The following is a 24,786-nucleotide window of genomic DNA, read 5'->3' on the forward strand; positions in this document are numbered from 1 at the left end:
CTGCATCCATTGCTGACAAACTATTTCTTGTCGTTAAATTCAATGTTCAATTTATCGAGACCTAATCCTTTTTGCTCAGATACGTTTCCTAATGTGTCACTAGTGCTAGAACTTTTAGTACCGTCAGCAATAATGCCAACAGGATGTGATAAATCAATTTGTGCTTCTTTGTCATAACTCACAAACTGAGGCTTAACTGCAAACTCAGAGCTTTCCCAAGATTGCATTGCAGTATTAATACTTTGCCCACCAAATTTTTGCCAGACAGCCCCACGCTCGATGATTTTATCGGGTGCGGCACATTCAACAGAACCATCCGCAATACGGATATAACCTCCACCACTAGTTAAAATGATTTCTTTTTTAGCCTTGATAATGACTTTGCCATCATGACTGCTGATGCTTAAATCTTTTAATGCATCTAATGACATTTCGTCGTGCTGAGCTTCTATGGAAATTTTACCTTGGTTAGCAAAGATTTTTATGCCTAATTTTTGAGCGAACAAGCTAATAATTTCACCTGCCGCAACTGTGAATTTTTTTGCAATACTAAAATCGGCACTTTTCTGTGCGGTTGCAATAATGTTTTCACCCGATGAAAGTTGAATACTTTTAGGTGAGGTATGTGCGATACCTTCTGGAGAAGAAACAAGCAACGCAGATTGTTTAAGTTCGTGAAGAGTGTCAGAGAGCAGAATTTTTTGAGTTTGTAAATCAGCCAGCTCAGCTTTTGCGATCTTCGCTGCTTCTTTAAGAGATTCAGTCAGCTGCTGGGCTTGTTTTAACTGGGCAACAGCCTCTTCCATCGCCAACACATCACCACCAGCTTTATCCTGCTTATCGGTGGTAATAAACAGCCCTTTACCCGCGCGAATTGCGCCCCAGCTATCTGTACGTAACTCAAAACCATCACCGCGTTGTTCGCGCTCGGCGTTGACCAAATGCCCCAAGTTTAACTGGGTTTTTCCGCCATACTCGGTGCTGAGCTTAATATGCTCTTGCCCGCGTTTATCTTCCATGCGCAGTTTGTTATTCGCAGGCGTGCGGATCACATTACGGGTGTTATTTTTATCCGTCACGTGGTCGGGGTGGCGGGAATCATGTAGTGCGTGGGCGATGTAAGGGCGGTCTGGATCACCCTCATGGAAGGCGATAGCGACCTCAGTCCCTTGAATCAGTGGGAAATGCATCCCATAAGTATCTCCGGCGTAAGGTTTCGCCAAACGCACGGGCATACTTTCATAGCCCTTGGTTTTATCATCGCGATCTGCGTCGAATTTTACCCAATAAAAGCCATGTTCATTTTGGTGGGCATAAATGTCGTGGTCTTTTGCGCTGGTGATGCGCGCCATTAATGTTCCAGCAATGACAGGGCGTGGTTTTAGAGCAGGGCGCCAACACAGTGATTCCGTGTAAGGCACGGCGTCAAAGCGAACAGTCAGCGCTTTATCTCGGCTGGCGGTAAAGCGTAGGCGAGTAATTAAAACGGGTGATTTGAATACGCTGGGTAACGTCGAACTGAGCGGGTTATCTTGAATGCTTAATACTAATAATGGCGTCAGGTCTGCTGCGCTACTTTCTCCGCGTAGTAAAGTCTGGCGAGCTAAAAAGCGTTCGTGGTCGAGTCTTGCCCAGAAGTTAGCGGTTTCGGTTTCAGGGCGAATTTTGTCCCCTCGGGTCAGGTGGCGACCTTTATAGTGGTAAACATCGCCGTAGTTGATTTTTTCGCCATCACCGCGAGTCATGTCCGCGACGGCGGAAATCAACGTATCTTCCGCCAGTCGGTGGTTATAGTCTTTGGCAAAGACAGTACTTTCAACCACTTGATGGCGCAAAGATAATCCCCAAACACTGTCAACATGGTTATCGCTCAGCCCAGATGGGCTATTTAATGGTAGCGTTTTGTCATACACATAGCCGCGTTGGCTGTCCGTAAAGTGGAGCACCTCGGTTTGGGTATCATCTTGTAAACCAAAGCGGTAAAAAATACCCACTTCACTGAGTAAACGCTCGATAAATTGGCGGTCACTTTCGTTAATTTGGTTGATTTGTTCGCGTTTTGGGTACTCTTTTTCGAGATGAAATTCGAATTCCCAGCCTTTGAAATTATGTTCGCGCAGGATCTGTTCAACCACATCAGGGATGGATTGGTTGATAAAGAAACGGTGGCTGCGAATTTGATGGCGGAGTAGAGCAAAAAAAGGCTCGATAACTAACTGGTAGCGAGCTTCATCCGCAGAGCCAGAGAGACGACGGAAATCCGTCACTACGCCATGAACGCGCTTGGCAACGCTCGGCTGAGTGGCGAGCCCCATTAGGTTATTTATCGGCGCGGAAAAGGTCAGGCTGGCATTACGGCGCAATAATTGTTGCGCAGAAAGATCTTGGGCAGAACAGGTAAACGTAATTTGATAGCGATAGGTATCGCTAGCGGCTTCACGACCCGTAAAATGTTCAACGTCCAGTAAATCTGAGCAGCCTTGGACTTCTAGGCGATAGCGGTTTTGACCTTGAAGTAGGTTTTTGGCTGTATCGAGTAGGCTCATGGATTTGTCTCCTCAATATCACTGAAACTCAGGATGATCCCGTCTTCTTCGCTATACCCCAACGTCAGGCTTTGTGCTTGCTGGTGGTTGGCTTGGCGCATGAGTAATTGTTGGCTAAGTACTGGCAAAATTTGTTGGTTAAGCAGGCTGTCTATATTGCGGGCGCCGGTGTCAGGTAATAAACAGGCGCTCACGAGCGTGTCATACAGCGCTTCTTCGATAATGCCTTCAAGCTTGTAGTGGGTGTAAAGACGCTTAATGACGCTGCCCAGTTTCATTTCAACAATTTGGCGCAGAGCGGCTGGGCCTAATGGGCGATAAATTAAGGTTTGGAAGCGTGCGAGTAAGGCGGGTTGGAAGTGGTCGCGCAAAGTTGGGCGCAGCAGTTCTTGCAGCTCGCCGTCGGTAGACTCAGGGAACTCTTCGAGTTGCTGCATAAGCAAGTCGCTGCCCAAGTTGGCTGTCATTAAGATAACGGTATTGCGAAAATCAATTTCACGGCCTTCGCCATCGCGCATAAATCCACGGTCGAAAACTTGATAAAACAGGTTGAGCACATCGCGGTGGGCTTTTTCCACTTCATCGAGTAACACGACGCTGTAAGGGCGCTTGCGAACGGCTTCCGTTAAAATCCCGCCTTGACCATAACCCACATAACCTGGAGGCGAGCCTTTTAATTGGCTGACAGTGTGGGCTTCTTGATACTCTGACATGTTGATGGTAATTAAGGATTTTTCGCCACCAAACAGGACATCAGCCAAGGCGAGTGCGGTTTCAGTTTTACCAATTCCGCTTGGCCCCACTAATAAAAATACCCCTTGAGGACCATTTTCTGAGGCAAGACCTGTGCGAGCAGCACGTAATCGTTGTCCAAGCCCCAGTAATGGGTTTTCTTGACCCACAACGCGTTTACCTAGCGAGTCTTCTAATTCAAGCAGTTCGGTTTGTTCGTCTTTTAAGAGGCTGGATAATGGCACACCCGTCCAGTCGGCGATGACAGTGGCAACGGTTCTGATATCCACATCGGGGGTGATCAGCGGCTCATTTTGTTGAACGAGTTCTAACTGTGATTGGATATCGCTGACATCTTGGGATTGACGGCGCTGTTCTAAGAGCTCGCTGATAAGGTTTTTTTCTTGCTCAAAACGCTGTTCTAACTCAGCAAGCTGTATCGCTATTTGGGCATCTTGAGTGACTAATTCGCTCAGTAGGGATTGGTTGGTGGTGTTGCCAATCGCCAAATCATCAAGGATCGCTTGCTGTTCAAGTTCTAATGCATTGCGCTTGGCCTTTAAACGCGTCAATTCTTCAGGGAGTGTATCGAGGCTCATGCGGATACGGGCGCTGGCGGTATCGAGTAAATCCACGGCTTTATCGGGGAGTTGGCGACCGGTTAAGTAACGGCGGGATAAGGTAACAGCGGCTTTGACCGCATCATCGGTAATGTGAACACCATGATATTTGGCGTAGCGCGGTTTTAGTCCACGAAGCATTAAACAGGCTTTTTCGTCATCAGGTTCATCGACTTTGACGACTTGGAAACGACGTTCTAAAGCGGCGTCACGCTCGAAATATTGTTTATATTCAGACCAAGTGGTGGCGGCAATCGTGCGTAACTCACCACGAGCAAGGGCGGGTTTGAGTAAGTTAGCGGCATCAGCGCCACCGGCTTGGTTGCCTGCGCCAATGATGGTATGGGCTTCATCGATAAACAGTAAAATCGGAGTAGGAGAATGTTGTACAGCTTCAATCACGTTTTTTAGACGCTGTTCAAATTCGCCTTTGACGCCAGCCCCCGCTTGCAGTAGACCTAAATCTAATGTACGTAATGATGTGGTTTGCAGACTGACAGGAACATTACCTTCAACGATACGTAGGGCTAAGCCTTCCACTAACGCGGTTTTTCCAACACCCGGTTCGCCCACGAGGATTGGGTTGTTTTTGCGACGGCGAGACAGAATATCCACCATTTGACGGATTTCGTCATCACGTCCAAAGACTGGGTCAATCGCGCCTTCGCGTGCTTTTTCGGTCACATCCACCGTAAATTTATTCAGCACGGCCAGTAAGGCTTCATTCAGTGTGTTTCCGATGACATTCGGTGCAGGAGCTTCATTTGTTGATTGCGTTTCAAGTGGCGCTTCTGCCGGCAAAGATTGATTATGCGCCGCAAGTTGCTGAACTTCAGGGCGCTCATCGGATTGCGCATCCAGCATCGGTCTTAAGCGTTGTAATTGTGTGATGCTTAAGGTCATTAATGGCCAAAGGGCGTCGTTCGGAACTAAAGAGGGTTGCTTCACCATCGCTGCAAGAATATGGACGCTGCGAATGTGCTCGATATCTTCATCCAATGAGGCTATCACCCATGCGTTTTGAATTAAGTTTAGGAGTGATTTCGAGAGGGAGGGGCGGCTATGGATAGAGCGGGGTAGGCTGTCGATTTCTGTTAGCAGGCTTTGCCAAAGTGCGGAAATATCCCACTCATAGCGGCGCGCTAACACAGTGATATCACTTTCTCCTAGCTCAAGCAGCTTGAGTAACCAATGTTCGATGGTAACCTCAGCATGGGCGCGTGTTTGGCACAAGGAAGCTGCTGCCTCTAGTGCATTTGCACAGAAAGGGTTTAGGCGACGCAATAACATAACTGAAGAATTTTCCATGTTCTCTCCCTAGATAATCTGGTGGATATCAATGTGTTTAGGCACGCTACCGCCCCTAACCGTTAACCGAGGTTCATAAGGTGATATTCGCGATGGGAATGCGCGGTTGAAAGCGCGTATTGCTTGTTTAATGGCAAAATGTGTTGTGTGTGAGTGATGTTGCGCAAGGGGCGCAAGAAAAAAGCAGACGCCGAAACGCCTGCTTGTCTTAATTAAGCGGTAGCACGCTCATTCCAAGAATCGGAATGGATGATGTTGCCGTCTTTGTATGTCCAAGTGATTTTTTCATAGCGCAGCTCAATCTCTTCGAGATGGTTGTGCTTCTCTTTACCTGGATCTTTGATGTCGTGCATTTTTGGAGCGACTTTCACGACTTTGACGTTTTCAAGTTTGGTGTTGAAATATTCGACTTCTTGTCCTGCGTCATCAATGCGATACCATTTGAATTCCGCTTCTTTCAAGGTTTGACCCGTGGTCACAGCCTTGTAAAGGTAAGGGCTTGAAGCATCAATTTCTTTAACGAAAATGAATGGCGTATGGATACGAGTACCTGTTAATTTACCGGTATTGTTATCCGTTGGGATGTACAGGTTATGGTCTTGAGCAACCACTTCGATGCTGCCTTCACGGTCTTGTACGTCGACAGAACCTTTAATTTCAGCACCGCCATCATCTTTCAGCCATAAATAAACTGGAATAGCCATAACTACTTCTCCTTTCGTGTGGAATGTGTACCACCATCCATCGATGGTACGGTGTTGACGCCTAATATCTGACAAGCTTCAGCTTGCGGTATCAGGCGAATTTCTACGCGGCGATTGCGAGCACGTCCGTCAGCGGTGTTGTTGTCGGCAACGGGGTTATTTTGCCCGTAACCTTGCACAGCAAAGCAGGTTGGCGAGATATCGCTGGTTTGGATCATCCAATCACGGACAGACTCTGCGCGTTTTAAAGACAGTTTTTGGTTTTGCTCTGGATTCCCGGTGTTATCGGTATAGCCAGAAACCATAATTAACCAGCCGGGTTTGGCTTTGATATTGAGTAGCGCATCAACTAACACTTTGGTCGCGCCCGTTTTGAGTGTGTATTGTCCAACATCGAATAAGGACAAGCTGTCCAAAGTGACGATTTGAGGTGGTGCAGTCGGCGCTTCAGGAGGGATTTCAGGTTGAGAAGGCGCCCAACTCCCTAGCAGAGTATGTAAGTAAGGCAATATTCGATTACCTTGATATAACGCTAAAGAGTAAGCGCTTGGGATCCCTTCACGCTCCCAGCGTGCAAGCTCAGCAGCATCATCTTGTAGCTGCTGATAAGCGGTCAATTTGGGTGCGAGTGGAACTTCTGAAAGCTGAGAGAAACGAGCAATATCTTCACCAATATGGCGAATGAGTTGCTGGTTGTGGTGGTAGCTACCGACTAAAGCACCCATGAAGAAAACCCCAAAAATGACGCCAATTGCACCGAGGCTTTTTTCTGTTCGGCTTAAGTTAATATCATGATGTAAGCGGCGTAGCATGACATCCGGCAAAGGGAGTAAATCCGTTTTTTGCGCTGAGGAAAGCAATGGCAATGTGGTTTTTTCTTGGATGAATTGCTGCCATAAATTGTTCGGCTGGCTAGTGATATTAATCCACTGAATGGCCCATGCGGAAGGGATTTGCTTCGGTGCTCCAGCTTGAGGTAGGGTAAATTGAGGAACTAAAACTTGGTTTAGCCAGCTTTGTAAGGTATCTAGCCATAGAGAAAATTGCAGGCTTTGTTCTGACTGTCCGAAATGCGCAGGTAGCCACACGGAGTAAGGGACTGACATCGCACCTTCTTGCTCCACCTGAAATTCAGTTTGGTGGCTGAGTAACGTCATCCAAGGTGTATGTTCATCATCAACATGCATAGCGGTATCAGCATGATGAGGTTTAGAAAGGTATACCGTTACCCAAAATGGCAATTTAGCACCGATTTTTTGACGACCTTCCCCAATAGCTCGACGCCAGTTGAGTAGCGCTTGTGTCAGGGTTTCTTGTTGGGTCAGTTGCTCGGGTAATACAACGTAAAGCAAGGATAAGTGCCCAGATAGTGAAGGGGCATATTCCACCAATGCGGCAATCAGTTTAACGAGCTCAGTGGGCGCGGATACGCGAATATACCAACCTTGATTTGTTTCTCTGTGTAATTGGTCATCAAGGAATAGTGCTTGAGATTGACCACAGACTAAAATGACAGGCCCCTGATAATTATCAGTAGGAAATGCACCCGTATATTCATGTTCAGTGGATAGCACTTGGCGTCGTTGTTTATATTGCCAAAACAACATTCCCCCCGTCAGTACTAAGACGAAGACGGAAACAAAAATGGTGACACTTTGCCCTAGAGACCAAAATCCCCAGAGTAGCCACAAGAAAAGCCCCGTAGCAAAAAGCGTCAGACACTGTTTGATTGGATTTTGCATGCCTATCCTTGTGTCATCCACTGTTGTAGTAAATGTTCTAACGAAGCACTGAACCCCCACCACATGGCGGCGAGTATGAGGATGCCGCCTATCCAACCAAACCAGTAAAGTCTGCGACGGCTAAACCGTAATTTAGGTTTTACGACGAGAGGTAATTCTGACGTGATCAGATAATCTGGAAGCTGAACATTGAGTTGAGCGACGATACGTTCACGTTCTGGCGCCTCTTTTTGGCGAAACTTACCGACAAACCCGAGGGTAAGCACGCGATGAAAACAGAGCAAAACGTCAGGATTCGGGGCGGTTTCGTTTAAAATGCTGCGTAGACGATCCCAAAGTTTGTCTCCCGCTTCTAATGTATTGAAGTAACGTGCTTGCAAAGGAGACTGGATCCATGTGTTGTAGCCATCATCTTGGTGCTGGCGATTCATCACAGATTCATCAATCAGGGCACATTGTGCGTATTGCATATGCTCAATGGCGGATTCAGGGTAGCCATGTTCGAGCAGTTTTTGACGTGTTTCATCAATGAGTTGGCAAACGCGACGATAAAAACTATCCCCTTGAGTGATGGCGGTGCCTTGATGTAACTGACAAACCATCAGCCAAGTTTGGGCGAAGATCATGTCGATAGTATGGTGCGATGTTGTATTGTTCATGAGCGAAGTACCGCAAACAGCTCTAATTGAATGTCACCTAACGTGCTTGGAACATAGAATGCACATTGCCCAGAAGAGAGCATGGCTTGACCCGCAGGTGTTTCAATATCTAGCGCAAAGTATTGATTTTCTAGGCGAAGAGGGACCGCCGTTGGGACATGGCTGAGCGGTTTCAATGGAATACCATTGAGTGCCACATTAACGACGTCAGCCACATCATCACTACTGCCCGCTTTGCAAAGGAGTGGAAATTGAGCGATCAATAAGTGAGCAGGCAATGATGAGCGAACCGATAAGTAAAAATCGGCTTCTTCACGTAATCGACCGTCATGGAGTTGACCTTTCCAGAATGGACCTTCTTTCGCCAATTCAATGCTAATCACGCGAGAAGGCAAACTGGCTTCAAGCAGTGTATTTAACAAGGCAAAAAGAGGTGGGAAAACGAGCTCTGGCTGCTCATGTTTGTATAGCGGGATGTCTTCCAGCTTACTTTCTAAAGAAAAAGTTAATAAGCTGCCGGCTAAACGAGCTAGCTCTCGATAGAGCAATTCAGGATGACGATGCAACGCTGTGCTGAGCTCATTGAGGACTGGTTCGGCACTATTGAGTGAATTCAATAACAAAAACAGTGAGACATCAGCGACCACAAAGTCGGCCATTTTTTCATTACTTTCACGACGTAGTGCCATTAAACGACGGCGCTTAGCCACTAAACGGTGCATAAACTCAGAAAGTAATGTTCGTAATTCAGCACTTCCTTGGCAGGAAAGTAAGGGAGGAATGAAGTGGCTATCAAATTCCCACATCCCTTGAGCGTTGCGAATAAGACGTGCAACAGGGCAGGTCATATAGGCTTCATTCTCATCATGAGCAAAACGCAGTGTTGCCACGTGACGTAGCACGGCAATATCTGTTTGTTCATGCCCTAATAAGTCTTGGACTTTAACCCATTCTTGGCTAAATCGACGTGGGCGATCGGTTCCTGTTTCGGGAACTAAGTTTCCGCCATTGGCTAACATTAAAGGCAGCGCCAGAACGATATCCAATGACTGACGATCCGCATAATCATTGAGGGACAATACCGGAGGAAGGGCATCCGCTAAGGTCGTGTCAATCAGTGTGCCGTCGTGAAAGCGCACCACGATTTTTTGGGCGCTTACGCGAGAGAGCGTTAATGCACTGACATCAAACTCGGTATTAATGACGCCCCATGTGGAGGCGATACCCATTTGTGCGACGACTTCAGCAACATGACCGTCCCAACGGGCTTGCTGTTGAAATTGCTGAGGGGCCAAAAAGGCCCCGTCTGTCCATAGGGGACGGTAGATTTTCATCCTGAATGACCTTTAATAACCGTTAGGCTTTAGCTTTAGGCATTTGAGAAACTAGCGATAAATCAACATCCATACCTTCGACTTGGAAGTGTGGAACCGCGTACAGTTTCACACGGAAGAAGCCCGGGTTATCTTCAATATCCTCTACAACCACTTTTGCATCACGTAGTGGGTGAGAAGCTTGTAAATCATCACCTGGATCGGTCATTTCAGTGACTAAGCCACGAACCCAGTTGTTGAGTTCTAATTCAAGTAAGCGTCTGTCTTTGGTGGTACCAATGTTTTCGCGTTGAATAAGCTTCAAGTAATGGGCGATACGAGACAGTAAGAAAATGTACGGTAAGCGGGCGTTGATACGGCTGTTCGCGGTGGCATCAGCGGTATCGTATAACGCCGGTTTTTGCGCCGAGTTAGCGGAGAAGAAGCAGGAATAATCACGGTTTTTGTAGTAAGACAGCGGAATAAATCCAAGATTAGCGAACTCAAATTCACGGGTCTCAGGGATCATCACTTCGGATGGAATTTTTACCTGGCTACCCGTACCTAAATCAAACAGGTGGATTGGGAGATCTTTAACGGCACCGCCGGCTTGAGGTCCACGAATTTGTACGCACCAACCGTTGTTGATAAAACTTTTTACCATGTTGGCAGCAAAAGCAAAGGTGGCGTTGGTCCACAGGTATTTCTCGTGATCAGGACCTTTAACTTCTTCAACGTAGTTGAAGCTACGAACAGGCACGGTATCTGGTCCGTATGGTAGACGACCTAGCACGCGAGGCATCGTTAAGCCGATATATCGAGCATCATCAGAGTCACGGAATGATTTCCACTTGATGTACTCGGCGCGGTCAAAATAGTTGCCAATATCTTTGATTGCTGCGACTTCTTCCATCGTCTCTTTGCCGAAGAATTTTGGTCCCACAGAACCAATAAATGGCATATGTGCGGATGCTGAGACTTTGGAGATACTACGCAGTAAGGCGATATCTTGCGGGCTACGGTCAAATTCATAGTTGGAAATCATGGCTGCGATAGGTTCGCCACCTGGGGTGTCATATTCAGCAATGTAGGTATGGTGATAAAGACCACTTTGAATGATCTCAGGGCTATCTTCGAAATCTTGACGTAAATCGTCTTTAGCGATATCTAACAGCTCAATTTTAACGTTTTGACGGAAATCAGTGCGGTCAACGAGGAATTTCAGGCCACGCCAAGTGGATTCAACTTGTTGGAAGTCTTGGTGGTGCATGACTTCATCCAGTTGTTGACTGATTTGTTTATCAAGTTCAGCGATATGATGGTCGAGTAGGTTTCGGTCTAAACGCTCGACTTTTTGACCTGATGATTTTAAACGATCTAGGAAGACTTGAACGGCGACAGTGACACGCTCATCAGCCGTTGCGTCTGCCAAGGCAGCATTGTCTTGGAATGCGTTAATATCACTGATTGATGCGACTGGCGTTAAATTGATTTTTTCGAACAAAGAAGCGTAAACACCTTGGTTTGAGGTGTCATCCAGCACAGTTGTTGCGCCTTGAGTTGATTCAGTTTTTACAGACATCAGCATAATCCTTTAATAATCCAAATTAATCTTTCTTCGGCGCTAGCTGTGCTAGTTCTTCACGAAGTTCATCACTGAGTTCTGGATCCTTAAGAATATTTTCCAGTTCACGGCGGAACGTTGCGTTATCGAGGAGATTAGATTTCAGGTCACGCAGCAGATTGCGCATTGCTAACATTGCGCGCAGTTGAGGAATTTGGCGGGCAACTTGCTCAGGCTCAAAATCTTTCATGTTTTTGAAAGAGAGGTTGATGCTTTCTTCACTTCCATCACCGGCAAGGGTATTTTTCACCGTGAGGTTAATGGTCGGCGCAAATTCAGTGAGTACACTGTTAAAGTTATTTTTATTGATATTAACTTTTTCGCGCTCAGATAATGCTCGATTATCTTGTCCATTGCTGTAATCACCAACAGCTAATAATTTAAGTGGTAATTCCACTTTTTTCTGCGCACCACCCGTGTGCAAGTCTAATTTGATATTAACCCGAGCCTTCGGTACTTCATTTTGGAAGCTATCTGACATTTTAGGAGTCCTTTAGTGGTATTACTCGCTTTAAATATGAATTATTGGTAAATGAAATATATTCTTTAACTTTAATTTAGCTTAAATCAGTTTGCTATTTTATATAGTTTTAAGATGGATAGATCAAGGTTTCTAATGGATTTGATTTTATGCTTGAGTGCGATACAACGTATTTTTACGTATGCAAACCTATTTAATTAATTAAAAATCATTTAAAATCAATGTGAATTTAAAGTCACAATAAATGTGAGTAGATAATTGGCAGGAAATTTAAATAGTGAAAATAGAGATTATTCTTAAGAAAAACAGAATATATAAATATTTTTACTCATAAAGGGGGTGGTAACAGGTGATAATATAGACAAAATACTATTCGTGGAGTTATTTCTAATTTTTAATATAAATCGTTAATTAAAGCTAAAAATAAAGTGTAAAAAAATGTGTAGTGAATATAAATGCTTCGCAAAATTTAAAATAAAGCATAACGGATGATTATGCTAAATTAATTTAGTTTACTAAGATTTATTCTGGATTATTTAAAAAATAATTTTGTTGAGTGAGGTATTGCACAAACTTTAGATAGTTTTCGTGTGAATCAAACGCTCGTTTTGGGAAAATAAAGGCGCTAGTTCTATCAATAAATAGATAATGCGTGTCTCCATTTTGTTTTATAAAACCCATTGAATTCCAATTGTAGTGCCATAATCCATAGGTACTCTCAATGTGTAATCCATTCTCATCTGCCGTGAATGTTTTTGTGCAGAAAGTCGAGCTATCCGCATCAGGAATCGCTTTGTTCAATGTTTTAAACAAACGTATTGCAAAGATGGCATAAAGTAATATCGCCATCAGAACAGAGACAACAAATTGCCCTAGATTAAGCTCGATATCAAAATGTTGGAGTAAGGTGAATACCCCTCCCATGATGGCAAAGAAAGCCAAATAGAGCAGGGTATAAGTGAGCAAGCTGCGGTTTTTGGGTAAAAAGTAGTTGTTTTTATGGCAGTAGCGGCTAAAGGCGATAAATTCTTGGCGTGATAACGCAACCGTGACGGATAGCGACATGCTGTATAACTCAATAAAAGGTTAAAAGAATAGTGGCTATTATCCCGATAGCGATGCAATTTGGCTATCAGATAATGGTTAAAGAAAGGGAAGTATTGAATAACAAAAAGCCAACCGAAAAGGCTGGCTTGAGTGAGAATTTGGTCGGCACGAGAGGATTTGAACCTCCGACCCCGGACACCCCATGACCGTGCGCTACCAAGCTGCGCTACGTGCCGATTAACGAATTGTATGCCTTTAAAGCAAGGCTTTAGGTAAAAATATACTACTCAAAACATTGGCGAAATCAAGAGCAAATTCATATGACTGATTGAAATTTAAGCGCTAATTTTCATTGAAGCGTTTAAGTTCAGTAAAGATTTTCAGTAGCTCAGCAAGGTCTGGTTTGTCGTCAGTTTGCTCGTTACCTTGTGGGTCATAGATATTAAATTGTCCGTTATGATCCATATACATGGTAGCGCTGTTGGTGGTAATGACGACATCGCTTTTATCGCCGGTGATCACCCACGGATAAGTGCGCTGCGCACTGAAGAGATCTTCTCCTTGGCTGTAATCATCAGGCGGATTATTAACATGTAATACCCGCTGCATGAGGGTGGTCATTACATCTTGATGACTAGTCAGCTTATCAATTTGTTGTGCTGGAGTATTAGGCCAGTAGATAAATAACGGAACTTGCATACTGTCGCGGTTAAAGTGTTTTTTATTCACCCAGTCAGTATCTTGCGAACCGTTACTGTTGTAGTTTGCCGTGATCACCACAATAGTATTATTCAGCTTGTTCTGGCTCTTCAACGTCTCAATGACTTGACTGATTTGGTTATCCGTTTGATTACTTCCCGGCGTTCCCTTGATATTTAAGAATGAGAACCAAGGAGAGCCATGTTTCACGTTATCTAGCCATAAATTCCACTGTGCAATAGTTTGTTTGTCATTGTCCGCTGCTTTTGTCGGCAAGGAGTAGTCAGACAAAATCGCTTGTCGGAATAATGGTGAGCTAAATCCATCAGTGGAGAATAAACCAAACTGATAGCCTTGATGCTGTAAAGCTTCAATCAGTACAGAAGGGTGGCGACCATTGAGAATGTTATCAATATAACTTGATGAGATACCGTAGAACAGCCCAAATAGGGCGGTGTCATTGCGCAACCCAGAAGTATAGTGATTGGTAAATTGGGAGCTGATATTTTTGAACTCTTTCAATGAGTTCATTTGGTTTTGCTGAGAAACATTACCTAAATCATCAACAACCAATAACAGTAAATTGTAACCCGTACCTTGGTCTTGGTAGCTAAGCGGCTTCAATGGATACTGAAGTTTCAGTGCAGTTGGGCTACCTTGCTGGAATACACGATTTTGATGTGCAGTTAGGTCGAGTAGACCATATTTATCAAGTAGCTTACGCGCTGTCATTGGTTGAGACAGCGGGTAATTATAGCGTTGCATCGTGATTGGGCGATAAAAATTGGCATCCGCCCACGCATACATTAAATGTGACATCACAAATGTTGCGATGAATAGACCTGCCAGCGGGCGCCCAAATGTTTGTCGGCTTAAGCTGCGTAGTTTTTGCCAGCTCCAGGTCGCAAATAGCATCTCAACCAGAAAAATAATGGGGATGCTGATGAACATCAATTGCCATTCGCGCGCCATTTCACCCTTGGCAGGGTTAATGACTAAATCCCATACCTGCGGGGTAAGGTGAAGACCAAATTGGCTAAAGACGCGAATATCAAAGAGTAATAAGGTAAGTCCCGCGGTGGCTAGCGCCACACAGATAACCCTCAACAATCGTTGGGACATAACGATAAAGGTCAGCGGAAAGATGATTAGCAAGTAAGTAGCGAACACCACAAAACTGAAATGACCCAACCAACTGACGAAGGCATAAGCGCGACCAGCGAAGGTATCTGGCCAGTCAAAAATAAACAGATAGCTGCTACTTAGCAAAAGACAAAGTAGTATATTAAAAAGTGCAAACCAATGCCCCCAACCAATCATGTTGGAGACTTTATCACGGTAGCGCTGATGGGTGACCATGCTGTTTATTTATCAACCAAATTAGTGTGATTTATCTTCTTGTACAGAAGAAAGTAATGCATTGGCAAAGGACTCTGCAATCATTTTACGCTGAGCAGGGGCGACAGACGTATTCAGCAGATTGGTAACCATGTTACCGAGTACCATTAATGATAGATCAACGGGAGTATGGTTTTTTTCTAACACACTAACAAGGTCAGACAGTAAACCTTCAACTTTTTCATCACTATAGCGAGATGATTGTGGCATAAATTATGGCATCCTAAATTAATGAAAGCTCCATATGATAGCCCATTGTGGGTGACTTTTCTTCTTTCTTTAAACAAATTTTCGTTTAATTGATAATAATGTTTATTTAGATCACCGAAGTGGATAATAGTTCGCCACAAAAGTAATAAAAAAATGGCGGTTAACGGTTTCAGTTGCAGACAAATACTAACAGTGTTTGAATACGCGACATTATTTCTGCTAGCGAAAGGAGCCAACAATGAGTCTGGAAATTACCCAGATAGCGTTACACCAGTTGATTAAACGAGATGAACAGACCTTAGAAGTCATGTTGCGTGATTCGTTATTGACGACAGACAATGTTGTGCAAGACATGATGGCAGAATTACATCGTGTATACAGTGCAAAAAGTAAGGCGTTTGGTGAGTTCAACGAAGAGAGTGAACTGGCTGAAGCGTTAACGTTACTGCGTAAGGGTGAAGAAGAGTTTTTAGGCTTTAGCCGTGCAATGACCGTACGTTTAAAAGATGAGCTGGCAAAATACCCGTTTGCTGAAGGCGGAATCGTTCTCTTCTGCCAATATCGTTACTTGGCAGTGGAATATCTCCTTATCGCTGTTCTGAATAGTTGCGACAGTATGTTTGTGACTGAGTCCCTCGATTTGGGTACGACTCACTATTTAGATATTCCTCATGCGGATATTGTAGCGCGTATTGATTTGACTGAATGGGAAACTAATCCTGAGTCGAAGCGTTATCTGACTTTCCTTAAAGGACGAGTGGGGCGTAAAGTATCTGATTTCTTTATGGACTTTTTAGCTGCGTCTGAAGGTTTGAATGCGAAGGTACAGAATAAAGGGTTAGTCCAAGCATTGGATGATTTTTGTGATAATGCGCAAATGGATAAAAACACTCGCCAAGCCTATCGCCAGCAAGTTCACAGCTATTGCAGTGAGCAACTGCAATCAGGCGAAGAGATTGAGCTGAAGGAACTCTCAAAAGAGTTACCAATGGTGGAAGATCAAAGCTTTGAAGATTTTACTCGCCAAAATGATTATCAACTGGAAGAGAGTTTTCCTGCTGATCGCGGTACGTTGAAGCAATTAACGAAATTTTCAGGCAGTGGTGGGGGTATTACGATTAGCTTTGACGCGATGTTAATGGGAGAACGTATTTTCTGGGATCCCGTGACGGACACATTGACTATCCGTGGTACACCGCCGAATCTGCGTGACCAGTTGCAACGTCGCGGTAATAAATAGTGAACGATGGATTTACTATCGAAATTTTTATGTTAGAAATCGTATGTTTGAAATAAATAACGCCGCAATTGCGGCGTTATTTACTCGGCGTCCCGAAAAAACTTTAAAGCTCGGCTATGGGCTTAATTAAGCGCGCAGGAAGTCAATGTGCGTCACTTTTGGCTTAAATGGGTGACGTTGAACAGCCTGAACTTTTACTTTAGTTTCTTTACCATCGATAACCAGAGTCAGAACTTCGTAAAATTCTGCTTTGCTTTCTTGGTTAATGATTTCATCGTGGTTCAGAGTAACAGAGATAGCTTCTTGGTTGCCACCGTAAACGATAGCTGGCAGTTGGTTAGCTCTGCGCAGGCGGCGGCTCGCACCCTTACCCTGCTCTTTACGTTCAATTGCATTGATAGTTAACATTACAATTTCTCTATAAAAGAAAAAATAAAAATCCTGCTACAGGCGACCCAGCAGCAGGTTCGAGATTTGGCCCTGTAACATCATTTCGCTAAGCGAGACATACAAAGGCGGGCGGCATTTTAACGAAAAAACGGTCAGCGGGCAATCATTAAGATCATTATCTTTCTGACTTGGCATGATTTATTCATCATTAATCGCGTCTTTTCTGCTTATCTTAACGATGCTGCAAGACGGAAACGCCCCTGATAATCAAAGATTTTCTCTCTAATCTCCCAGTAGTTTTCTTTTTTTCGCGCAACAATAAATTGTGGGTAACGTAATAAAGCTTGTTGTGAAATAATGTCGTTTGCATTATTCCAATGGAAAGGAACACCTGGGGCTCGATGATGTTCTCGCAAGAATCGGAATTCAAATGCGCGTTTTTGAGCTGGAGTGGTGAGTCGAAAGCGCTCAGACACCGACGTACCATCTTCATCATAGTAGGCAATTTTAAGCCATTCGCCTTTTGCATCCGAGCCTGACGTGAGTTCCATTCCCCCGCAGCGTAAGATTAGCGCATCTTTGAGTCGTAATGCGGCTTTAAGCATATCATCGGGGTCAGTAAGCACTTCTTGGCATTTATGGCAACGTCGTGCGGCAATGTCATTTTCAGCGCCACAATGGGGGCATTGCTTAAATCGAAAGCGGAACTCACATTGTTGTTTTCGTCCATGCTCATCTTCTTCCCACCCTTGGCAGCGACGCCCGTAGTGCTCGACAATTTGACCATCAGCGGTGCATTTCCCCCAAAAAACATTGGCAAACTGACACAGTGGACAGAAAATTTGGACTGGAACGCTGGTGGAGTTGGGTTTGCTGCTACCCACTTCGGGGCGAAAGAGGTCGTGAGGATTTCCGGCATAGTCCAGAATTAGGCACTGTTTTTTTCCTTCACTCAAACGTAAGCCACGTCCAACGATTTGCTGATATAAGCTGACAGACTCTGTCGGGCGTAAGATGGCAATTACGTCTACGTGTGGCGCATCAAAACCAGTGGTCAGTACTGAAACGTTGACAAGATAATGTAATTGCTTGTTTTTAAATTGCTGAATGATGCTTTGGCGCTCGAGGGATGGTGTATCCGCGGTGACTAATGCCGCAGTATCTTGAGGTAAATAACTGAGGATCTCTTTAGCATGTTCAACCGTAGCGGCAAAAATCATGCAACCTTGTAATGGCGTTGCATACTCAATAATCTGCGCCACAATTTTTGGTGTAATGCGCTGCTGTTTTTTGAGAGATAAATTGAGTTCTTGCTCATTAAAAATTCCCGATTGGTTAACCGATACCTGACTAAAATCATATTGTAGCACTGGCATATCTAAGCGTTCAGGGGGAACCAAAAATTGGTTTTTGATCATGTAATGCAGCGGTAATTCATAGATACAATCACGGAAAAAACAGTGTTCATCACCTTTAACCATTCCGTGGTAGTGGTATTGGTAAATCCACCCATGGCCAAGGCGATAGGGCGTCGCGGTCAAGCCCAAAATGCGTAGTGCAGAGTTATGCTTTTGTAAGCTTAGGATAATTTGTTGATACTGACTTTCTTCGTTTAAGCTGATGCGATGACATTCATCGATGATCACTAAGGAGAATTTGTCGTCAAAGTGTTCAAGGTTACGCGCTACCGATTGTACGCTCCCAAAGACCACTTTACTGTGGGATTCTTTGCGATTGAGACCTGCTGCGAATATATCTGCCTCTAGACCATAAGTCAGATATTTAGCGTGGTTTTGCTCAACTAACTCTTTGACATGCGCTAAAACTAATACGCGCCCACGAGCCAGCCTCGCTAATTCTGCGATCACTAAGCTTTTTCCTGCCCCTGTCGGAAGCACAATCACTGCTGGTGTAGTATGACGACGGAAATGCTGGATCGTCGCGTCAACGGCTTCTTGTTGGTAAGGGCGTAAAGTAAAACGGGATGAGGCTGCAGGCATATGAGTTAGTTTTTTCAAAAAAGTCAGATTATTAATGTTAAATTTAAGTTAAATCCGTTGCTAGGTCTAAATTTAAGCGTTCCCCTTGCTGCGCTATCACTTGTAACAGGTTATTGGTATAATAAATTATGTGATAGTAATCACAGCAATCCATCTTTCTATCTTATGACAGCGCGGTGCTATTGTACCTCTCGCTGACATTCCATCAAGTTAAGAGAATCTATGCGACTGGATAAATTTTTGTCCCAGCAACTTGGGATAAGCCGGAGTTTGGTGGCGCGTGAGCTACGTGCCGGTAATGTCATGGTTGACGATGAAGTTGTAAAATCAGGTTCAATGCAGGTGGGTCTTGATAATGAAGTTGCCTATGATGGCAATGTGTTAGTGCAAGTCACAGGACCTCGCTATTTTATGCTCAATAAGCCTGAAGGCTATGTTTGCTCTACTGATGACCCAACGCACCCAACAATTCTCTATTTTATTGATGAGCCCGTCGCCCAAAAACTGCATGCAGCAGGTCGCTTGGATATTGATACGACAGGGTTAGTGTTATTAACAGATGACGGGCAATGGTCTCACCGCATTACCTCGCCAAAACATCATTGTGAGAAAACCTACCGAGTTCAACTGAGTGAAGATATTACCGACGATGTCGCTATTCAATTTGAACAAGGCGTCATGTTAAATGGTGAGAAATCACTCACGAAACCTGCTCAATTGGAGATTATTTCTCCACGTGACGTCCGGCTGACAATCAGTGAAGGGCGCTATCATCAAGTTAAGCGGATGTTTGCGGCCGTCGGAAATCATGTGTGTGGTTTGCATCGTGAGCGAGTCGGGGAAATTCGTTTAGATGAGCAGCTAGAGCCGGGGGAATATCGTCCACTGACTGAAGCTGAGATTGAGAGTATTACGGTTCCCCGTTAATGATGTCATAGCAGGAGTTAATAAGTGCAACAACAGCGTTCATCCTATTTGGGGCTGATTTTAATTTTAGGTTTGCTATCAATGCTAATGCCATTAGCGATTGATATGTATTTACCGAGTTTCCCTGCAATGACAGGTTACTTTAATGTAGATGAAGGGCGCATTCAGATGACCCTAAACAGCTACATTTTTGGTTTTGCAATTGGTCAGCTTTTTTATGGTCCGATGGCGGACAGTCTAGGACGTAAACCCGTAATTTTAGGTGGGGTGATTGTCTTTGCATTAGCCTCGGCGGCTTGTGCAGTTGCGGAATCGATCGATACATTTATCTGGTTGCGTTTCCTTCATGGATTTGCGGCAGCCGCAGCCAGCGTCGTGATCAACGCATTAATGCGCGACATGTTTACTAAAGATGAATTCTCCAGAAGCATGTCTTTCGTCGTATTGGTGATGACAATTGCACCGTTGATGGCACCTATCATGGGCGGCGAAATGATGCGCTGGTTCTCATGGCATGCCATTTTCTGGAGTATTGCAATTGCGGCTGTTATCGCTGTGGTGCTAGTCAGTTTATTTATCCGAGAAACACTACCCGTTGAAAGGCGACAAAAATTCCATATCGGAACCACATTACGCCAATTTGCGACGTTATTCAGAGCCCGCCAAGTGTTGTTCTATATTTTGGCCAGCTCATTTTCGTTTTCCGGTATGTTTTCTTTCTTGAATGCGGGGTCATTTGTCTATATCGACCTTAACGGAGTATCGCCTCAACATTTTGGCTATTACTTTGGCATCAATATTGTCTTCTTATTTATTATGACGACGATTAACGGCAAATTTGTAAGGCAATTTGGCGCTGAGCGAATGTTGTATTTCGGGATTATTGTTCAGTTCGTTATGGGAATATGGTTATTAACGACGACAGCATTGGGTATGGATTTCTGGACATTAGTGATCGGCGTCGCGATTTATGTGAGTGGGATTGCAATGATCACCTCAAACTCGATGGCAGTGATCCTCGATAATTATCCTCATATTGCAGGAACAGTGTCTTCACTTGCCGGCACAATTCGTTTTTCTATTGGTGCATTGGTGGGGACTTTGTTATCAATGATTCCTGCTAAAAATGCATGGCCGATGGTAGGCTCGATGGTAGGTTGTGTGGCTCTCTCCATGTTATTTGTGCTTTTAGCGAAAAGAGCAAAATAACATCTCCAATAGAATCAGTTTCAAGGATGAAGCTGATAAACTCATTAGTTTCCCTCAATTATTTATATCATGCTGATTTATCTCACCAATATATTATTCATGATACCTATGGATTAACCTACCCAACACTTCGATAAAATCGATTAATTTCGTAATGAAATTAAAGTATTTATCAAAAAATGATCCATATCAATTAACTTAAATGGAATGTTTGTTAAATTTCTGTTTTCGATGAAAAGTGGAACTCATTTTTTAATAATCCGAAATAAGGCTATATGAGCTTAAAAAAGAGATAATTGTTAATACATTTGAATAATAATGTAAAAAATAAATTGATTTACTATGGTTTATTTTGATGGTTGTTCTCAAAATTTGTTTAATAATTAACTTTTTTGTCAAAAAAATTCGTATGCAATGATGTATGTCACAAAAATTTAACGACATGCTACTTTTTTAATGTTATATTTAAGTTCTTGCTTTTAACATTCATGTTACTTTTTGATTGAGTTAAAAGTTCGGTTTGAACGAGGATTTCTTTAAGACATATGTAGCTCTATTCACTCTCTAATATAGAGAGAGGTACAAGGAAGAGGGACGTTGTCTCTTGGGGGAGTTTCAGTATCTAAAAGAATCGATATTCATTGAGTGAAATGTAAATTAAATGGCGATTTGGCTAGTCAATTTACTTGGCAAAATGATGACATGTTTTAATAGGAAATTTTTGTGGAAAAATTAGGTCTTTCGGTGGTGCACAGGCTACCGCAAAGCTACCGCTGGTTATCGGGAAAAATAGGGACTGATGTTGAAGTTGTACCTATGAATGATATGAATAGCGATAAGCTAGTGGGGCTAAAATTGCTGAGCCACGACTGTGCAACAGATTGTATTGCAATGAAGCATTTATCTGAATCGTTATCGGAAATGCAGATCGATAACGCCATTTTAGAATGGCAAAAAGAGATGTGTTTATTTATCCGAGCGAGTGATGAGCTAACCGCAATGTGCCGTTTAAAAGCATCCGGTGTTGCTATCGCAGAAATGGCTTCTGGTTTCTATTGTGCTTAATGGCTTCTGGTTTCTATTGTGCTTAATGGCATTGAAACTATTTAATCTTAAGGTCGTCTTTATGATATTCGGCCCAATAAAAAAGCTTCCGGTTTAGAGCCTGGAAGCTTTTTTATTGGCAAGGTATCTATATGTTACTGCATTAATGTTTCTGGGTTCTATGAACCATTAACCACACGGCGGCTTGCGTAATAACGCTTGCTCCAATAATCGTTAGTCATTTCAGAAACAATAACGCCATTGCTTGTAGAGGCGTGAACAAACTTATTGTCCCCGATATAAATCCCTACATGCTTCATCGTGCGACCTGTTTTAAACAGAACTAAGTCACCCGCTCTTAAATTATTGCGTTTTACACTTTTACCTGAAGACTCTTGTTCAGAGGTAGTACGTGGTAATTGCACGCCAAATTGTTCGAGGAAAGTACGTTGTACGAAGCTAGAACAGTCAACACCACTTTTCGTGGTTCCACCTAAACGGTAGCTTACGCCTTTCCAGCTTGCATATTGATCCATTATTTTGGATTTGGTATCAACACTTCTGACTAAATCTTCGAACTCATCTTGAGATGCCATTGCGAGTGAGTCATTCGATGTTGCATTTAACATACGAGCATCTGAAGATCTTGTGGTTGTCTGACCATTCTTCGACGTTTTCGGTGCCGTACATGCTGAAAGCGTTACGGCAATTGCGACTGCCGGAACAATGCGCCAGATATAGCGCTTAAATTTTTCAGAAGTTAACATTAATAGAATATCCCTTGCCATTTTATTTGTTGCCGTGTGGAAATTACACAACACACTTAAACTGATCCCTGTGAAAAACGCATTAAACGACTGAGTGTATTTTTCGCAGAAAGTGTTTATGTATCGAACAAATTATGCTCTAAATTAGCAGCTATCTTGTGCTCTAACACCTGTTGATTATAAAAAGATAATCAGAAGCTGCTAAAAATCGTACTTATTTTATATATTTGGCTGATGAATATTAGGTTCTTTAACCAAACATAAAGAATATACATAAACAAAGCTGAAATGGCGAGTTAATAGGGGCATAATTTACAAAACATTATATAAAACGAGAGATCCATCATTAACTTGCCTTCAGAATGCGAATAATCCAGTGTTTTTGCGCTCTTAGGAAGACCGTTTTCAAAGAAAACATGATCATAGTCACGTTTATTATCTAATATCTTTATAAAAACAGTGGTGATTTTTTAAATTTCAATCTGATTTGTAAAGAAGTTTAAATTTATATTGTTTGTCACTTAAATGTAAAAACAAATTGTCCGTATTAGATAGGTATATGTTGCGGATATTCTTACTACATTATCGTGTGTTTTTTATGCATTAAGCTTCCAATGAAGAGAGCTAAACAGTTATGTTCATTATTCGATGCTACGAAATTTTACTCTTTTAATAAGTGAAAGGAATTAAATAGATTAAAAATTTACTAAGAAAATGAATTTAATTAGAGAATTGTTGATAGCAGTTCTAATTAATAAACATCTAATGTGATTGATGGATAAGATGACTAATTTTAATAAAATAGAAAGTGATTTGTTGTATAAATGAAATCAATTCCAATGAAATTTATTGTATCTAAGTTAAATTTTAAACGCTAAAAATCTTGCCTCCCTTTGCGGGTTTCTAAAAATAAAAAATGGCGACCATATGTGAAATAACTATTTCCCTACTCAAATTAAGCTTATATCCGAAATTTATTAAACAACGCATCAATTAGATGTAAATAAATTCTAGTAATTGACGATAACTTAATTTTAAGCGGAGAAATTCTTGTGGATCACTCAGTAAAAAAAATAACATTAGCAGTATTTTCTTTAATGGCATTAACATTCGGTATGCACGCTAAAGCCTCTACACATAGCGAAGCAAAACCCGTTGCATCAGGTACTATCCACTTTGTCGGCGCGATTGTCGCATCACCTTGCGTTATCACGAGTATTGAACAGAGTATTGATACAAAATGTTGGAATGATGATGGAGCCGTTAAAACGACGTCAGTAAAGTTTAATAAATTGACTGAAAAAGGAACTGTACTTCCAAATCATAAAGGAACTCAAACATTCAAATGGATTAATAAGGAAAATAAAATAGGGGTTTACACGGTTATTTATGACTAATAACTAAATTGTCATTTTTATATTAATTTTTGAATGTTAAATGGAATGCGTTTCTAGGATGAGTGATGTTTATTTATAATGACGCCTATGGGCGGAATGCCCATAGGTAATGTAAGCTTATTTTCATACTGAGAAAATAGAGCAAAATAATTAATCACAACGCCCCATATAACGGCGTTCAGGAATGTGAATACGGATTTTTTCACCGGTAGTTAAATATTCAGGAACTTGAACTGTTAAGCCAGTCGGCATTGTTGCAGGTTTAGTACGAGCACTTGCAGAAGCGCCTTTAATACCTGGTGTTGTTTCAGCAATTACCATATCGACAGTTTGTGGCAATTCAAGTGCTAGCACTTGCCCATCCATTGTTAAAACCTGCATTCCTGGTAAACCTTCTTCAGGAATAAATAGTAGCTCTTCTTCAATATCAGATTTTTTAAAGATATATGGGGTATAGTCTTCATTGTCCATGAACACATACTCATCACCATCAATATACGAGAAGCTTACCGCACGGCGAGTGAGTGAAATTGTGTCTAAAATATCATCGCCTTTGAAGCGCTCTTCAACTTTTTGGCCGGTTTTGATATCGGTAAAGCGCATTTTATACAGTGTACTTGCGCCACGAGCGCTTGGGGATTGGATATCAATGTCTTTAACCAGCAGTAATTTCCCGTTGTAGTTTATTGCAAAACCACGTTTGATTTCGTTGGCCTTAGCCATAAATAA

General features: G+C 42.9%; 20 protein-coding genes and 1 tRNA gene. 5 read left to right on the forward strand and 16 right to left on the reverse strand.

Annotated elements, in window-relative coordinates:
* Positions 1 to 20: 20 nt before the first annotated feature.
* The 12 genes from GKR71_RS11535 to GKR71_RS11590 form a co-directional block, all read right to left on the reverse strand.
* Positions 21 to 2,546, reverse strand: coding sequence for a type VI secretion system Vgr family protein (locus tag GKR71_RS11535; RefSeq protein ID WP_154634310.1), 2,526 nt, complete (start codon positions 2,544 to 2,546; stop codon positions 21 to 23).
* Positions 2,543 to 5,206: a type VI secretion system ATPase TssH gene (gene tssH / locus GKR71_RS11540; protein ID WP_154634311.1), complete on the reverse strand. Its 2,664-nt coding sequence runs from the start codon at positions 5,204 to 5,206 to the stop codon at positions 2,543 to 2,545. The genes GKR71_RS11535 and tssH overlap by 4 nt, the downstream gene beginning before the upstream one ends.
* A 212-nt stretch (positions 5,207 to 5,418) precedes the next feature.
* Positions 5,419 to 5,910, reverse strand: coding sequence for an Hcp family type VI secretion system effector (locus GKR71_RS11545; RefSeq protein WP_006660409.1), 492 nt, complete (start codon positions 5,908 to 5,910; stop codon positions 5,419 to 5,421).
* A gap of 2 nt (positions 5,911 to 5,912) precedes the next feature.
* Positions 5,913 to 7,652 carry an OmpA family protein gene (locus tag GKR71_RS11550; RefSeq protein WP_154609593.1) on the reverse strand — a complete coding sequence of 580 codons (1,740 nt, stop codon included), beginning with the start codon at positions 7,650 to 7,652 and terminating at the stop codon, positions 5,913 to 5,915.
* A gap of 2 nt (positions 7,653 to 7,654) precedes the next feature.
* The gene (gene tssL, locus GKR71_RS11555) at positions 7,655 to 8,311 is read right to left on the reverse strand and encodes a type VI secretion system protein TssL, short form (RefSeq protein ID WP_154599447.1); all 657 of its coding nucleotides are present in this window, start codon (positions 8,309 to 8,311) and stop codon (positions 7,655 to 7,657) included.
* Positions 8,308 to 9,645, reverse strand: a complete 1,338-nt coding sequence (gene tssK / locus GKR71_RS11560; RefSeq protein ID WP_154609594.1) for a type VI secretion system baseplate subunit TssK — start codon at positions 9,643 to 9,645, stop codon at positions 8,308 to 8,310. Before tssK ends, tssL begins: the two co-directional genes overlap by 4 nt.
* Positions 9,646 to 9,667: 22 nt before the next feature.
* Positions 9,668 to 11,212, reverse strand: a complete 1,545-nt coding sequence (tssC, locus tag GKR71_RS11565; RefSeq protein WP_071992157.1) for a type VI secretion system contractile sheath large subunit — start codon at positions 11,210 to 11,212, stop codon at positions 9,668 to 9,670.
* 19 nt (positions 11,213 to 11,231) lie between these two features.
* Positions 11,232 to 11,729, reverse strand: a complete 498-nt coding sequence (tssB, locus tag GKR71_RS11570) for a type VI secretion system contractile sheath small subunit (protein ID WP_036952987.1) — start codon at positions 11,727 to 11,729, stop codon at positions 11,232 to 11,234.
* A gap of 522 nt (positions 11,730 to 12,251) precedes the next feature.
* The gene (locus tag GKR71_RS11575) at positions 12,252 to 12,794 is read right to left on the reverse strand and encodes a YcxB family protein (protein ID WP_051422694.1); all 543 of its coding nucleotides are present in this window, start codon (positions 12,792 to 12,794) and stop codon (positions 12,252 to 12,254) included.
* Positions 12,795 to 12,935: 141 nt separating this feature from the next.
* Positions 12,936 to 13,012: transfer RNA gene (locus GKR71_RS11580), tRNA-Pro, on the reverse strand.
* A gap of 106 nt (positions 13,013 to 13,118) precedes the next feature.
* Positions 13,119 to 14,834: an LPS biosynthesis-modulating metalloenzyme YejM gene (gene yejM, locus GKR71_RS11585; RefSeq protein WP_154599449.1), complete on the reverse strand. Its 1,716-nt coding sequence runs from the start codon at positions 14,832 to 14,834 to the stop codon at positions 13,119 to 13,121.
* A gap of 21 nt (positions 14,835 to 14,855) precedes the next feature.
* A complete protein-coding gene (locus GKR71_RS11590) occupies positions 14,856 to 15,083 on the reverse strand; it encodes a YejL family protein (RefSeq protein ID WP_108477939.1) in 228 nt (75 codons plus the stop codon).
* 238 nt (positions 15,084 to 15,321) lie between these two features.
* Between GKR71_RS11590 and yejK the strand changes: the two genes are divergently transcribed.
* The gene (gene yejK / locus GKR71_RS11595; protein ID WP_154609654.1) at positions 15,322 to 16,323 is read left to right on the forward strand and encodes a nucleoid-associated protein YejK; all 1,002 of its coding nucleotides are present in this window, start codon (positions 15,322 to 15,324) and stop codon (positions 16,321 to 16,323) included.
* 126 nt (positions 16,324 to 16,449) lie between these two features.
* On the opposite strand, the gene rplY is transcribed toward yejK, so the two are convergent.
* Positions 16,450 to 16,731, reverse strand: a complete 282-nt coding sequence (rplY, locus tag GKR71_RS11600) for a 50S ribosomal protein L25 (RefSeq protein WP_006660420.1) — start codon at positions 16,729 to 16,731, stop codon at positions 16,450 to 16,452.
* 209 nt (positions 16,732 to 16,940) lie between these two features.
* Positions 16,941 to 18,713: a DEAD/DEAH box helicase gene (locus GKR71_RS11605; RefSeq protein ID WP_154634332.1), complete on the reverse strand. Its 1,773-nt coding sequence runs from the start codon at positions 18,711 to 18,713 to the stop codon at positions 16,941 to 16,943.
* Positions 18,714 to 18,935: 222 nt separating this feature from the next.
* On the opposite strand from GKR71_RS11605, the gene rsuA reads away from it, so the two are divergent.
* The 3 genes from rsuA (at position 18,936) to GKR71_RS11620 (ending at position 21,914) form a co-directional block, all read left to right on the forward strand.
* Positions 18,936 to 19,640 (forward strand): 16S rRNA pseudouridine(516) synthase RsuA, encoded by a 705-nt coding sequence (gene rsuA / locus GKR71_RS11610; RefSeq protein ID WP_036953000.1) that lies wholly within the window; start codon positions 18,936 to 18,938, stop codon positions 19,638 to 19,640.
* A gap of 24 nt (positions 19,641 to 19,664) precedes the next feature.
* Entirely contained in the window at positions 19,665 to 20,849 is a 1,185-nt protein-coding gene (locus GKR71_RS11615) for a Bcr/CflA family multidrug efflux MFS transporter (RefSeq protein ID WP_036953002.1), read from the forward strand.
* Positions 20,850 to 21,572: 723 nt separating this feature from the next.
* Positions 21,573 to 21,914, forward strand: coding sequence for a hypothetical protein (locus GKR71_RS11620; protein WP_036953005.1), 342 nt, complete (start codon positions 21,573 to 21,575; stop codon positions 21,912 to 21,914).
* Between the two features lie 158 nt (positions 21,915 to 22,072).
* Here GKR71_RS11620 and mepS read toward each other — a convergent pair whose 3' ends face one another.
* Positions 22,073 to 22,660, reverse strand: a complete 588-nt coding sequence (gene mepS / locus GKR71_RS11625; protein ID WP_036953007.1) for a bifunctional murein DD-endopeptidase/murein LD-carboxypeptidase — start codon at positions 22,658 to 22,660, stop codon at positions 22,073 to 22,075.
* A 1,052-nt stretch (positions 22,661 to 23,712) separates the two neighbouring features.
* On the opposite strand from mepS, the gene GKR71_RS11630 reads away from it, so the two are divergent.
* On the forward strand, positions 23,713 to 24,057 hold the full coding sequence (locus tag GKR71_RS11630) for a hypothetical protein (protein WP_108477942.1): 345 nt from the start codon (positions 23,713 to 23,715) through the stop codon (positions 24,055 to 24,057).
* Between the two features lie 150 nt (positions 24,058 to 24,207).
* On the opposite strand, the gene yeiP is transcribed toward GKR71_RS11630, so the two are convergent.
* A complete protein-coding gene (gene yeiP, locus GKR71_RS11635; RefSeq protein ID WP_036953010.1) occupies positions 24,208 to 24,780 on the reverse strand; it encodes an elongation factor P-like protein YeiP in 573 nt (190 codons plus the stop codon).
* Between the last annotated feature and the right edge of the window lie 6 nt (positions 24,781 to 24,786).

It is taken from the genome of Providencia sp. wls1922, assembly GCF_009706505.1.
In the GTDB taxonomy this organism is placed as follows: Bacteria; Pseudomonadota; Gammaproteobacteria; order Enterobacterales; family Enterobacteriaceae; genus Providencia; species Providencia lanzhouensis.